The sequence below is a fragment of the Lentilactobacillus kefiri genome (assembly GCF_007989105.1).
Lineage (GTDB): Bacteria > Bacillota > Bacilli > Lactobacillales > Lactobacillaceae > Lentilactobacillus > Lentilactobacillus kefiri.
The window spans coordinates 1-13,787 of sequence record NZ_BJVK01000045.1 but is presented as its reverse complement, the minus strand read 5'-3'; the positions used below and the strand labels follow the sequence as shown (position 1 = coordinate 13,787).

Here is a 13,787-nt window from a genome sequence, read left to right as displayed (position 1 = left end):
AGTTAAATAGACTATGGTTTATAAAATTCTCATTGATAGCAGCATTGAGTATATCTTCCTTGAAGGAATTCATAATTTCTATGATTATTTTTAATGCTTGTCTGAATTCATCAACATCATCGCTAGTAAAAGTGAACTTCATGTTTTCACCATGGGCGATAGAATTCCTATTTTTTAATAAAACGGAATCTATATAATTCTTTTTTAAGCTATATTTATTATAGTCAAGGCCTAATATATACAAGATCTCAGAAAAACGATCGTAATTCAAATTGGAATTAGTATTAATGAATCTTTTTTTGACCTTATCAATATAAGATTTGTTGGTGCTTTTGTCTAATGTAGTTATAAGATTATCAACAAAGCTTTTATCCGCCTTTTTTCTAGGAGATTTATAAATTTTATTGAATTCAGAAAAATTATATATAACCCAGAATCCCGTGGAAAGATTTTTCAATTTATATTTCTTTGAAAAAACAAATATGACATAATAGTTAGCAACTGTTCTTATAAATCCCTCCCAATCTGCATATAATAAAAGGTAGCCTTCTCTAATTGTAAATTTAGCATTCCCATGAATTCGAGCTTGATATATATTAAAATCTAATTTTATAATTTCCTTTTTTCTCCAAGATAATTCAAAATCAATTTTATCTTGCAACTTCTCTAAAGTATTAATTTTAACCATTTAATTGCAACTCCATTGAATCAGTCATTTTAATCAGTTTTTTAATTCTAGTAATTGATCTTGTTCCCTTTTTAGTAGCCTCAATGAAATTTGGATTATTCGGAATTTCTTTTTGAATTTTTTTTAAATGATCTGGATTCTTCTCGAAATATTTTAACTTATTAAACGTTAATCTAAACAATACTTCAAACATAGATTGTAGGGATTGCCCCTTATATTTTTGAGATTCTTTATCATATTTTTTGAATGCATCATTTCCAAATAATTTATCAAGAAGTTTTGAAGTAGTAATAAAATTTTTCTTGATTATATCAATTTTTTCTTTTGTTAAACTAGCTGCGATATTTATTAATTCTTCCGTTATCATATTTCCTATATCTTCTGATGTATTCAAACTTGATGTGTTTAGAGATTGAGTAACAAAGAATTCTGATATCCAACCTTTATCCACCTGTTTGTTTAATTTAGTTGTACTCATAGATATAATATTCGTAAAAGCATTACAGTTATGAAGTTCTGTTATTGTTTCAAATAAGTCTTTATTAACCATAAGTATTGCAACATTTCGTATTTCCTGAATACTTAGTGAAACACCATTTGTATTAAGCCGTTGAAACATTTCATATTTTATATCTTTATTGCTGGAACTATCCACAATTACTATACTTATATGTCTTCTTTTAATTAATCTTCTAAAGTTCGGACCTATTGTATTACGGTGATTTGCCCAAGTCTTATTATCTAGAGATGGTAAAAATTTAGTTTTAGTAAGAATACTTGGAGGAAATGTTGAATTATCAATTGGATTTTTTAACAAACCCATAAATTCCAAAACGGTGCTGATTCTTTGTAATCCATCAATCACATCCCATTGACCATTAGCATCTTGAGAAACAAAGATTGACGGTGTAGGCATGCCAAGAATAAGTGATTCAATAAATGATGATTTCTGTTCCTTTTTCCACCTAAAATATCTTTGATATTCCGGGAAGATGGTGATATCACCATCTTTATACATATTTGCTATTTCCCCAATAGACATTTGATATTCATCCGTTTTTATTTCTTTAACACTTTTATCATATTCATCTTTAAGACTCATAATTTCCGCTCCTATTATTCAATACAACTCTATTAACCAACTTATCTATAATATTCTGATTCTCATGTATTCCAGAGCTTAGCAATTTTAGTTCCTCTAAAGTTGGATAACTAAGCATATTTAAATCAAAAATATTAACTTGAGTATTTCCACTAACTTGTCTAAACATCTTATTAAATAATGAAGAATTAAGATAAACACAGAGACCATAAGCAATATCAATATTCAAATTATATTGATTATTGAAAAAAAGATAGTTAATACTGTTATCAAATGCAATTTTTGAGTAATTCAAATTAGAATCCAACACAATTGCCTTTACTCTCTTATGATCTTCCTTTGCAGTAATTCTCTTAACTAATACATAAATAGACTCTTCTCTAAATAAAGAACTATTTTCTTTAGTCATTCTCAGATAATTAAACTTCTTTACCTTCTTCTTGGGCCAGTCCAATTCCATATTATCATTAAAATGTTCACCAAATATATATGGATAAAATCCCCTCTTATAGTGTTTACTTAAGTCCACTGGTTTTTGTCTATAGCGTACAACTGGTCCTGTTGATACACTTACTCCAAGATCTTGTAGGGAATTCTTGGTGTCCATTATTCTAATTTCATTTAAATCTGTATAATTTCTTATTAATCGAATAACTTCACCAGTGCTTTCATAAACGTCATAATAATTGGCCACTATTTTTTTGCCGATTTTATTATCACCTTTTCCTATATATTGAATACATATATTTTTATTTTGATGTTTATTCCTAAAATCTGTAATAACTATCTCCTGTAATACACCATCAAATAACCTTCTAGAATCAAATACTAATATCTGATTAAAGCAAAAATTTGTAAATAACCATTTCCTGAATTTTTTGAAGTAGAAACCATTCATAAAGCTTCTGGGAGTTATAGATAATAACTGACCTTCAGTTTTTAACTGTCCTAAAGCCTTTTTCATAAACGACGTGTAGGTATTTGTCGTATTTACACTGTATTTTTTTAAAAGTTCACTATATTTTGAGCTCTGATTGATTTTCTTATAAGGAGGATTCATGATTATTAAATCATATTTTCTTAATTCCTTGCTAATAAGAAAATCAGAATTGATTATTTTATAAGTTATGGCAACATTGTTCATAAGTCCAAATTTCTTTAATGCGTTTAAATTATATTTAAGACTTAAAATTAAATAATCATCAATTTCATAAGTAATAAGTTTTATAAACCTTACTTTTTTACTGTTTGCTATGATATTTTTAATTGCAGATATGCTCAAGGAACCGCAACCTGCTCCAGGATCCATGATACTTATATCACTCTTATCAAACCTCCTTACATTGTTAGAAATAATTGAAAGAAGCCTTTTACTTGTAAAATATTGATTATATATTTTTTTGTGAATTAATTTATCATTTTTCAATTCGTAATCACACCCAATATCTTATTGTCTAATTTAAAAATAAATTACAGGGAAATATGCTTAACAAAACATCTTTTGTAGATACCCTTTTTTAAGTTCTTGGAGTTTTTCAAGCTTACGCTGATGAAGAGCGATAGTGTTGTCTAACTTCACTAGAAGCCCTGCAATAGCCTGTTGCTCAGCCACAGAAGGGAGCCAAACTTTGATGCCCATAAAATCGTCATAATTGATGTTTAACAATCCGTCCATGCGCGCGCCTGAGGACACTAATTTTCGTAGTTCTCGATCTGGGCGATGCGTAGCAAACATCTGCTCAATAAATTTAGGCTGAGCACCAGCTGTAACCGAGAAACTGTGGTAGACACGTGGTACAAGTGCCTCGTTGTAACTCTCGAGTTCAAACACTGCGCCAAATTGAGCCAGCTTTGAATTACCATGGTTATACGACAATTCACCTTGCCTTAAGAGCGTGTAGTTCTTCTGTTCTTTACCCGCTATGTTCTGAGAGAAACGGTCTCTTTGATCCATCCAACCGTTTCCTGCTGAAATTGTTAGGGTTGGAAGATTCATCCTTCCATCATTTCCTCGGACTCTTATGGCAATCTCCCCAAGCTTACGCTGTTCCCAAGCGTCAGCAAACCCTGCAAATCTTAATTGCGGGAACTTGCTACCATTTTTGGGGAACAATTTCTGCAAATAGCCCTGTTTAAGTTCCTTAAGCTTAGCTAACTTACGCTGATGAAGGGTAATAGTGGCATCGAGTTCCTGAAAAAAGGCGCCGATTTTTTGTTGTTCTTCAATATTGGGGAGTTCAAGGGAAAGATCCGCAACAGCTGGATAGTTCACATAGATTTGTGTTCCACCTTGAATAATACGTTTTACTTTCTCCCTAAATGATCCATTCAATATTGTAAATGCAAATTCAGAATCAAAGTTTTCTTTTGGCGCGATAATTTCGGTACGTTGGTTAATCACATATTTATTATCTTGTTCTATCAGCAATGAACGTCCAATAATTGTTCCATTAGCAGTTTTATCATTTAAAACCATCGTAAGCTCTCCAGCATGAACAACTCGACCGTCTGTAACTTTATTTGATATCGCACGAATATGTTGATCAACATATTTGCCATCTAATCCATAACTACCAATTGAAATAACTTTATACTGTCCATCTTTCTCAAAGTACTTTTCAATAGCCGTACCACCACGATGATTTGTTATTTCATTCAGCTTACACTGTTCCCAAGGATCAGTGAAACCTTTAAATCTTAATTGCGGATATTTAGCTTGGTTATCTTTCATTGTGAGCCTCCGGTTTTGACTGATCATTAACCTGGGTGGTCACTAACTGGCTAGCTAATTCATTAAAGGCTTGTTCATTCTGACTGATTTCCTCGTCCAGTTGCTTCAGATCAGCTTTAACTTGGTCCAGATCAATCTCGGGTTCCGGTTCAAACGTATCGACGTAGCGCGGAATATTTAAGTTGTAGTCATTCTCCTTGATTTCCGCCGGTGAGGCCACATGAGCATATTTATCGACATCTTGCCGGTTTTGATAAGTGGTCACAATTTTTTGAATATTCGCTGCCGTTAGCTTATTTTGATTCTTGTCCTTTTCAAATTCCCGGGACGCATCAATAAACAAGACGTCATCAGTGGTTTTATGTTTCTTTAAAATCATGATCAACGTTGGAATACTGGTGGAATGAAAAATATTAGCGGGTAGCCCAATAATGGCATCAATCCGGTTATCCAGCAGAAGCTTTTGGCGAATTTTGCCTTCCTTAGCCCCCCGAAATAGCACGCCATGGGGTAAGACGATGCCCATAGTTCCATGCTCCTGCAGATGATAAAAGCCGTGTAGCAGAAAGGCAAAGTCGGCTTTAGATTTAGGCGGTAAGACGCCATAGTCGCGGAAGCGGGGATCAGACAAGCGTTTGTCACTGTTATCCCAGTGCGCCGAGTAGGGCGGGTTCATAACGACCGCATCAAATAAGTAAGGTTCGTCAACCGGCCAATCTTTACTTAACGTGTCGCCATTGCGTAAATGCATATCGTCATACGAGACCCCATGTAACATTAAATTCATTCGGGCCAGGTTAAAGGTCGTGGTGTTCAGTTCTTGGCCGTGATAACTCACTAAACCAGGTTCTTGCACGTGTTGTCCGACATTTAACAGCAGCGAACCAGAACCAACTGCTGGATCATAGATAGTCCGCACTTGGTTATCACCTGCATTGCGCTGATAAGTCACAATCTGGGCAATAATGTCGGACACCTGCCGTGGGGTATAAAATTCACCCGCTTTTTTACCGGAATCACTGGCAAATTGCGCGATTAAGTATTCATAGGCGTCACCTAAGACGTCGCCTTGATGATGAACGAGATCAATTGCATTTAAGGCTAACATAGTATCACTAATGGTTTGGTTCCGTTGTTGTAAAGAACTGCCTAATTTATTACTACTTAAATCCACATCGGCAAACAAGTCCGAAAAGTCTTGCGCTGAAGATAGATTTTGTGTCGACTGTTCCAGATCATGAAGTGCTTGAGATAAATCGTCTAACGCAAAAGTATGGGCTTGAATCTTGCCAATCAGGGTGGTGTACAACGCTTGTGGTTGAATTAAATAGCCGAGCGTGTTTTGCAAATACTCAACTAAACTGGGCTGCACTGAGACGCCTTCCAATTCAAACTGAGGATCCATATATTGAGCATATTTCTGAGTGACATTTTCGGTTTCACCCGCCCATCCACTAAAGGTCGTTAAGGTTTTCTCAGATAGAAACCGGTAAAAAATTAACCCTAACAAATAATTTTTATATTCGGAAGCGTCCATTTTCCCGCGTAAGACATCGGCCGCATTCCATAGGGCGCTTTCAAGTTGACTAGCTTGCGTTGTTTTTTCTGACATTGTTTAACCTCACTTATTTTTGTAGATAGATTGCTAAATCGTGTTCAATAAACTGTCGCCAAGCGGCCTGGGACTTAATCCGGTATAGTGGCAAAACAGCTGGAATCTTTGGCCCAGTGGCAGTTTGAGCTTGTAAGGCCGCTGCTAAATTCGCTGACTGCGTTAATTCTTGTTCATGATGCCATTCATCGGTACCCACGGTGTGTTCACGCGCCACCCGTAATAGGGCTGCTTGATCTAAGCCCCACGTATGGGCAAAGGTCGTCGTTTTTTTGACCAATTGTTTCTGGGCGTAATCAGCCACCAACTCCCGAGCATTCAACGCTACTGGCGCTTGATTTGGGGTGCTCTGTTGCTGAGACTGTTGCATTTGTTGCTCAATATAGGGCATGGCTTCGCGAATTAATTGAGCCTGTTGCGGTTGCGTTTCCGCTAATTTATTCAAACTAGCCTGTACTTTGGCACTATTTTGCAGATAATCCGTCATATGCGCTTGGGCTTGATCAGGCGTCGAGTACCGTTGCTGTTCATCAATCCAATCTTGAATTAATTGCGTCAAATAATCATAATCCACCAAGACGACTGAACCAACGGCTAAGGAAAAGTCTAAAGCGGCCAACTCTTCGGGGACTTTCTCAGGCTCTTGGTTAGTAACCGCCGCTTTAATCCGCAGATATTTACCCGTATAGGATTCTACTTCGGGCTGAGCGATACCAAAGGCCTTTTCACTGTTCTCCCAAGTGAAATCGTTGTACATGGATAAGGAATTCAATTGTTGATTCACTTGGCGAAAGGCTTTCACAAACTGTACCTTAGCAGTGGTTCCTTTCAGGTCATCGGCCGCCGTCGGCGTCGGGGCAATGGTTTTTAAATCGACCACGGCCTTTTGAAATTTTAAGACAGCCTGCTGATACGTGGGACGAATAATGACATTAAACGAGCCTTCGCCACTATATAACTTGTAAGCTTCACGTTCATTAGCTTCCATGATTGCCGGCACCCGAAAGGTCACAATTTGGCCTTCTTGTTTTAATTCCCGGTTTTGGAGCCGGTTGGTGCGTGAGTAGGCTTGAATGAGTTCTTGATAAGCTAAGGTGCGGTCAACAAAGAGCGTGTTTAGCCGAGGGGCATCAAAACCCGTTAATAACCGCCGCACCACAATCACTAGATTAATTTCCTGATCCGGTTTCAAATGAGCAAAGACCGCCTCACGCCGGGCGGCCCGTTTTGCGACATCTTCGTTGTAGAGATTCAAATCGGCTAAATCAAAATTAGTGTGATACTGCCGATTATAATCTTTTAAAATGGTGGCCATTTGGTCATGTTTTTGCGCACTCTGATCTTCGTTTTCACTTAATGAATAAGTAATCGCAATTCGGGGCCAATCAGGATCTAGCTGATTGTGAGTAGTCTTTTTCGCGGCTTTAAAGGCTTGATAATAGCGTTGCGCCATTTCAATGGAGCTGGTGGTTAAAATCGCATTGTAGTTGCCATGCCCCAAGCTGGTTTTACGTGGGCCTTTTTGTAAAATATATTGAACAACTTGGTTAATATGTTCATCGGTCTCAAAGTCAGCCGGAGTTAAATACGTTTCTTCCAAGTCCTTGACTGACATCGCTTGAATCTTGGCTTGAATTTTTGCTTCATCAGCTGTACTCAGCAGGCGGCCTTGCTTATCGCGACGTGCTTTGACGCGCTGGTTTTCTTTCTCGAGGGCCCGGGTTATTAACGTATCTTTACCAATCGTTGTTACATGTTCGACGTTAAACGGTAACACGGCTTGGTCCTCTAAGGCATCTCGCAAGTTATAAACATGACAGACTTTACCAAATAGCTCCTCCGTCGTAACTGCTAGATCACCTTTGAGCTGTTTCTTATTTTCATTAAAGATGGGGGTGCCAGTGTAACCATACCAATTACTATTGACAAACGCTGCCCGAATTTCCTTTTGCATCTTACCAAATTGCGACCTGTGGGCTTCGTCAACAAAGAAGATCACCCGTTGCTTTAAAGTTTTACTAAAGCGGGATTGCTTACCGGTTGCCAGCTGGGCTTGCGTTTTTTTGACCGCCCGATGAAGTTTTTGAATCGAGGTGACCAAGACCTTACCGTCATTTTGTTGCAATTTACGCATTAAATCACCGGTATTTTGGGCTTCGTTAATGGCAATATCGTCATTGGCAGCATAGGCACTAAAGTTGCTGGTTGTCTGTTCGTCTAAATCCCGCCGGTCAACTAAGAAGATGACCTTATCGACACCGGGATCTTGCGCAGCTAATTTAGCGGTTTTATATGAGGTGAGTGTTTTACCAGAACCCGTGGTATGCCAAACAAAACCATCTTGATGGTCGTGAATCCGGTGCATCACGGCTTCAATCGCATAAATCTGGTAAGGCCGTAAGAGAATTAGGCTTTGCCGCTCTTGGTCGATGACCGTATATTCACTGACCATTTTGTGGGCCATGGGAATATTAAGGACTTGGCGCGTAAACGCTAAGCCGTTTTCCACGGGGTGATTATCCCGCGTCCGCCAATTAAACAAAAAAGCTTTATTGAAATGATCCGGTTCGGCATTCGCAAAATACGCCGTACTATCCGGCGTCATAATCACAAACATTTGCAACAGCGAGTAAATCCCCGTATATTTACCTTCCTGCGCGTATTTTTCAATTTGATTAAAAGCCTGGTTAAGTTCGACCGTGGCTTTTTTTAGTTCCAATTGAATTAAGGGTAACCCATTAATCAATAGGGTTACGTCAAAACGGCGATCAGGATCGACATCTTGAGTACCAGCTAACCGTGGTCGCACTGCTTGTCGGACCACTTCATAACTAGATTTACCGCCAGCAACGTCCGCTTTCCAAAACAACTCGAGCGTCACCGTGCCCAGCTTAGCATCATCACGTTCAACTTCAACTTTGCCAATGCCATTTTCGGCGGCTAGTAACTTAGCTGCTTCGTAAGGTGTCCGGACCTCAATCGCCCGTTTAACTTGATTAAATTCGGTATCGGTCAGGGGGTGTCCCTGTAATTTAGCATAGTTATTGTTATTTAATTTATCACGAAAATTAGCCCATAATTGATCCGGGGTCGCACCATACAGGTCTTTTCGTTCCACCCATTGATTGCTTCCAGTCGTTAAGGTTTTAACAACTTCTTTTTCAAACGACAATTCCAACATAAAAACAGTCCTTCCCCCGCTTTTAAATTACTCACTAGTTTATTATACGCGAACCAATTGGCGTTTAGGCTTCATAATTTAATATAGCCAGGATACAATAAAGCTAAAACAGAGAAACAGCTAAAAATATAAGAAACTAATATTGGACTATCTATTAAATTCGAAAGAGCTGTTTCAATAAAGTTATTATGATCCTCATAACACAAATTCAAAAATACATTTTGTGATATTACTGTTAATATAGGATTAGTATGACTGGCGTTAAAGTGAGCATTGTGAAGTAAAGTGAGTTAAAACATGGACAGATGCCTCACAACGTTAGGTAGTCGAACGATCCTTAGTTGGTTAGAGAACTGTCGGCAACTTTGGGGGAATTTTGAGCATCCATTAACCATTAGTCTGCAAATGGTCGTTTTAGCGTTTTTAGCACTATTATTAAAAATAATTTTAGAATACAAGAGGACAATTACGATGACAATACATGCTTGGAAAATAAAGGGAAAAGGTGGGAGTGATCATGATATAAAATCATATGAATTTTTTATTAAAAACCATTGTGTCTCATGTGGATGGTCATTTCCAAATGTTCCTGGGAGAGAGAAAATTAACACTTTTGAAGACTATAAGGAATTTTGGAATAAACAAATAAAAGGGCACCATTGGAATTCTAAATGGGGCTATCAAAGCGTACATCAGTTGTTTGAAAATGTCAGAAAGGGGGATTTTATTTGGGTCAGATGCAATGGTATATATTATGTCGCTGAGATACCTGATAAACCTAAAGATTTATTTCATTTTGATGTTGGAGAAATAGCTTCAAACTTTGACTGTTCAGCTATGTTAACTGATATTAATTGGATGCCAGTCGGAAAAGAAGATGCTGTTCCAGGTTCTGTATCGACGTATACACACAATAGGAGAGCAATTACAAAAGTTGATAATCATGAGACACCCTTAGAAAATTCCCAATATACTGCAACAAGTTATTATTCAGCAATACTCCTAAACAAGACTGATCTTTTGCCTCCTAAAATGATTCATACAAGAAGTTCTCTATTTAATTTAATTGGTTATGCAGCTGCTGAAGATTTAGTTGCTTTATGGTTATATGATCAATTTAATTATGTGGTGATACCTTCAACCAACAAAATTGGTACACAGAGATACGAATTTGTATTAGTTGATGCCTCAAAAAAACAAGGTACCTATAAAAACAGAAGAATTTATATTCAAGTAAAAAATGGAACTACTTCTCTTAAATCTAATGATTATACATCATTGCTCTCTAATAAGAATGAAGAATTATGGCTTGTAACAACTGCGGGAAGTATTGATAGTGATAAAAGCAAAAAAATTGTACAATACTATCTTGATGATTCCCGAAATTTGATAGAGAAAAATTATAGTATAAATAAATTACTTGATTTTGCATTTGATCCACACAATACAAACATTCTCCCAGCCTCCATCTCACAGTTTGTTAAGTACTTTAAACAATAAAACAGTTGGCATGTAAAAATTCCTTCCTTTTGAGAGACGATTTATTCATTATACCCTCTCTTAAAAGTTGTCTCAGGAATCAGCTTACATCCAACCCATATATTTTGTCTGATTGGGACGAGCCGACTAGCGAAACACATATTGACGAGGGTAACCATCAAATTGCTAAGCACATTGCGCAAACCACTATTGAAACGGCTAAAGATGATCTCGATATTATTAACGATCTAGGTAATCAGGTGGGTGGTAATGATAGTGCAGCAGCAACTTTAAATCCAGTGCTTAATCAAATGAATATTCATTATGCTGTTAGAGATTTTAGGGATAGCCAACAAGATCAAGACATGATTTCTAAAGAGTATATTGTCTTTAACCCCCAAGACGTTAAGATAGTTTCGGTTGAGAATTATCAAGTTCAGCAAGAGTCAAATAATGAACTAAAACAGTTATCAGCTAAAGCACTTAATAAGTCCTATCAAAGCTTGAAACAACAAGTTCAACAAGCGACTGATCCCCAACAAAAATCAGAACTTAAAAACCAGTTAAATGATGTGCACCAGGAAATCAGTAATCGTGCCCAAAAACAGTTACAGGATTTCGTAAGACAAAATCCCAAGATCAAACAACCAAGTCAAGATGAATCCCAACAATTAGAGCGTTAAGAAAAAGACGGAGAGCTAGAATTTTATAGCTTCTCCGTCTTTTTGTCTGCCACATTGCGAATTTCTTGTAGTGGGATAAACTGATCAGCGTCGATCACAATATCATTGGCATTGTAACCATGGATCAAGGTGGTTATATCTGGTAAATGATGATTATTTTGGTCAACCGTTTTTAGTTGAATAGTCACTGGTTGCTGACGCTGATATGCGTCCGCCAATACCTCGGTAATTACTGCTAAGGATTGTTGAGGTCGTGGAACGTATATTTCATTCAACTGCTGGTTCTGTTGGTTTAAAGCGGCCGTATGATCGGATAAATAGAAGCCCTGCCATTTCATCATGCCCCGGTCATGATAATCCTGTTCAAAAAAATGCTTAACCGTGGCTAAATCAAAACCTTGGTTATTCAAGTGGCACCCGCTTTCGTTGAATCAGCTTTTGGCTTGCCGGCCACCGTTCCCCAGTAAAGCCGACAAATTCGATCGTTAGCTTTATATCTTGTCGTAATGCTTTTAGCAATTTTTCTAAATTAGCTAAATCATAGTTAGCTAATTTATGTAAGGGAACGGATTGCAAGCGCTCATTAGCCCGTTGACTGTTAAAAAACAGATTATAGGTCTGATCGTAGGTGTCATTAGTCAACATTAACCAATAGCGGGTTTGGGGACGCCGCTTAAACAATCGAGTTAACCGCCCCTTAATAATCTCGATATCGCTATTCATAGCTATTGCCTCCATTATGTCCGCCCACTAGTGAAGCCCGCTTGATAGCGGTGCCCCCCTTTAATAAACTGGTCGCGTAGACTAGTTTGGTGAACCCAAATTGCCGGTGAATTTCATCAATCACCTGGTTTAACCGGCTGCGGCGCATTTGGTTGCGCGGGGTTTCAAATAAATTAAGTTGTTGGCCGGAGTTGTCACTTAGTTTACTGCTATAAACGCCAATATTCCGGACAGCTTGACCGTCCCAATTCTGACGGAATAACCACAATAATTGTTGCGTCAAAACTTGATTGTCGTTAGTTGGTTCAATTTTTAAAGCTTGGTGAAAGCCACCGCGACCATCTGCTTCAGCTGCGGCATAGGAAAACCCAATGCTTAGCGATAGACACCCCGCCAGTTTATGGTGGTGCCGAAGCCGCGCCGCCACCTGTTCCCCAATTTCTTTAATAACGGTTTCAATTTCGACTTGGTTAAAATAATCTCGTGGCAAGACTTGCGAATTACCAAGGCTAGCTTCTTTAACCTTAGTTGGTTCCGTAACTTGCGCGCGATCAATTCCCCACGCCGTAGCAAATAACTGGCTACCAATGACGCCAAGCTGTTGTTTGAGTAAATAAGGGTTGGTATGGGCTAGCTCATACATATTGTGAATGTGAAGGCGGTTCAAACGTTTCGCCATACGGGGGCCAATCCCCCAAACGTCCGTTAATTCAGTAATTGACCAAATTTTATCCGGCACAGTTTCGTAATGGATTTCACCGATCAATTCATGATTATGTTTAGCATAAAGGTCTAAGGCTAATTTAGCTTGCACCGGATTGTCACCAATTCCCACGGTGGTATACAAGCCTAGCTTTTGCCGAACTGTCTTTTGAATCAAGCGTGCCACTTCGCGAACGGAATTGCCAAACAGCCGCCAAGTATGGGTCATATCAAGAATGCTTTCATCAATTGAATACGGCCAAACCTCTTTTTCAGTAGTAAATTGATGAAAGATCTGATTGATCTGCAAATTACGTTGAATATAAAGGTTCATGCGCGGTGGCACGACCCACAACCTGGGGTCATTGGGTAAGTCACGTTTACGGGAGACGTTGGCTTTAAGATGAAATAAGTGCTTAGCTTCGGGTGACGTGGCTAAAATGAGTCCGCCATTGGTATTTTCAGCTTCACTAAGGACCACTAACGGGACTTTTAAGGGATTAAGGCCCCGGGCAACGGCTTCGCAACTAGCATAAAAGGACTTGTTATCGATTAAGAAGAACACGCCATGCGGTTCATCATCAAAAAACATTTAGATCACTTCCGTTAGATTTTACCTGTATTGTAGCATATGAAGCAAACGTGTGTTCCCTAAAAACTGGCAGAAAGTTGATTAAAAATAGTCGAAAGTCCATTATAGTCATGCTATAATATAGACAGAAAAAGGAAGCCCTGCTGGAACAGGACTTCCTATGTAGAGCCGTTTAAGACGGTGGCAGATTTTAACGATATTTAATAACCGCTAGCTTGCCAGAGCTAAGGCGGTTATTTTTTTGCTGACTTTTGATCAGCTCAACAATTAATGCGATTAAGGCTACGATAAACA

The 13,787-nt window shown here is 38.1% G+C and carries 10 protein-coding genes and 2 pseudogenes; 3 read left to right on the top strand and 9 right to left on the bottom strand.

Features of this window, described 5'->3' with window-relative positions; genetic code table 11:
• The 6 genes from LKE01_RS10565 to LKE01_RS10540 form a co-directional block, all read right to left on the bottom strand.
• On the bottom strand, positions 1-688 hold a 688-nt coding region (locus LKE01_RS10565), incomplete at its 3' end, for an MAE_28990/MAE_18760 family HEPN-like nuclease (RefSeq protein ID WP_057961359.1).
• On the bottom strand, positions 681-1,790 hold the full coding sequence (locus LKE01_RS10560) for a DUF262 domain-containing protein (protein WP_057961358.1): 1,110 nt from the start codon (positions 1,788-1,790) through the stop codon (positions 681-683). The genes LKE01_RS10560 and LKE01_RS10565, both read right to left, overlap by 8 nt.
• Complete coding sequence (locus LKE01_RS10555) at positions 1,780-3,216, bottom strand: Eco57I restriction-modification methylase domain-containing protein (RefSeq protein ID WP_186806019.1); 1,437 nt, start codon at positions 3,214-3,216, stop codon at positions 1,780-1,782. The genes LKE01_RS10560 and LKE01_RS10555 overlap by 11 nt, the downstream gene beginning before the upstream one ends.
• 60 nt (positions 3,217-3,276) lie before the next feature.
• Positions 3,277-4,521, bottom strand: coding sequence for a restriction endonuclease subunit S (locus tag LKE01_RS10550; RefSeq protein WP_146979235.1), 1,245 nt, complete (start codon positions 4,519-4,521; stop codon positions 3,277-3,279).
• Positions 4,511-6,133 carry a type I restriction-modification system subunit M gene (locus LKE01_RS10545; protein WP_146979234.1) on the bottom strand — a complete coding sequence of 541 codons (1,623 nt, stop codon included), beginning with the start codon at positions 6,131-6,133 and terminating at the stop codon, positions 4,511-4,513. Before LKE01_RS10545 ends, LKE01_RS10550 begins: the two co-directional genes overlap by 11 nt.
• Positions 6,134-6,146: 13 nt before the next feature.
• Positions 6,147-9,314: a type I restriction endonuclease subunit R gene (locus tag LKE01_RS10540; RefSeq protein WP_146979233.1), complete on the bottom strand. Its 3,168-nt coding sequence runs from the start codon at positions 9,312-9,314 to the stop codon at positions 6,147-6,149.
• Positions 9,315-9,656: 342 nt separating this feature from the next.
• Between LKE01_RS10540 and LKE01_RS12425 the strand changes: the two are divergent.
• The 3 genes and pseudogenes from LKE01_RS12425 to LKE01_RS12365 form a co-directional block, all read left to right on the top strand.
• Positions 9,657-9,755: pseudogene (locus tag LKE01_RS12425) on the top strand (IS5/IS1182 family transposase); the annotation flags it as partial.
• Between the two features lie 30 nt (positions 9,756-9,785).
• Complete coding sequence (locus LKE01_RS10535; RefSeq protein ID WP_057962927.1) at positions 9,786-10,814, top strand: hypothetical protein; 1,029 nt, start codon at positions 9,786-9,788, stop codon at positions 10,812-10,814.
• 410 nt (positions 10,815-11,224) lie between these two features.
• Positions 11,225-11,476 (top strand): annotated as a pseudogene (locus tag LKE01_RS12365) (hypothetical protein); the annotation flags it as partial.
• Positions 11,477-11,499: 23 nt separating this feature from the next.
• Here LKE01_RS12365 and LKE01_RS10525 read toward each other — a convergent pair.
• The 3 genes from LKE01_RS10525 to LKE01_RS10515 are packed head-to-tail and all read right to left on the bottom strand — an operon-like array spanning position 11,500 to position 13,493.
• Complete coding sequence (locus LKE01_RS10525; RefSeq protein ID WP_057963169.1) at positions 11,500-11,886, bottom strand: hypothetical protein; 387 nt, start codon at positions 11,884-11,886, stop codon at positions 11,500-11,502.
• Positions 11,879-12,199, bottom strand: a complete 321-nt coding sequence (locus LKE01_RS10520; RefSeq protein WP_057963168.1) for a hypothetical protein — start codon at positions 12,197-12,199, stop codon at positions 11,879-11,881. Before LKE01_RS10520 ends, LKE01_RS10525 begins: the two co-directional genes overlap by 8 nt.
• On the bottom strand, positions 12,192-13,493 hold the full coding sequence (locus LKE01_RS10515) for a Y-family DNA polymerase (RefSeq protein ID WP_146979232.1): 1,302 nt from the start codon (positions 13,491-13,493) through the stop codon (positions 12,192-12,194). Before LKE01_RS10515 ends, LKE01_RS10520 begins: the two co-directional genes overlap by 8 nt.
• Positions 13,494-13,787: the final 294 nt, after the last annotated feature.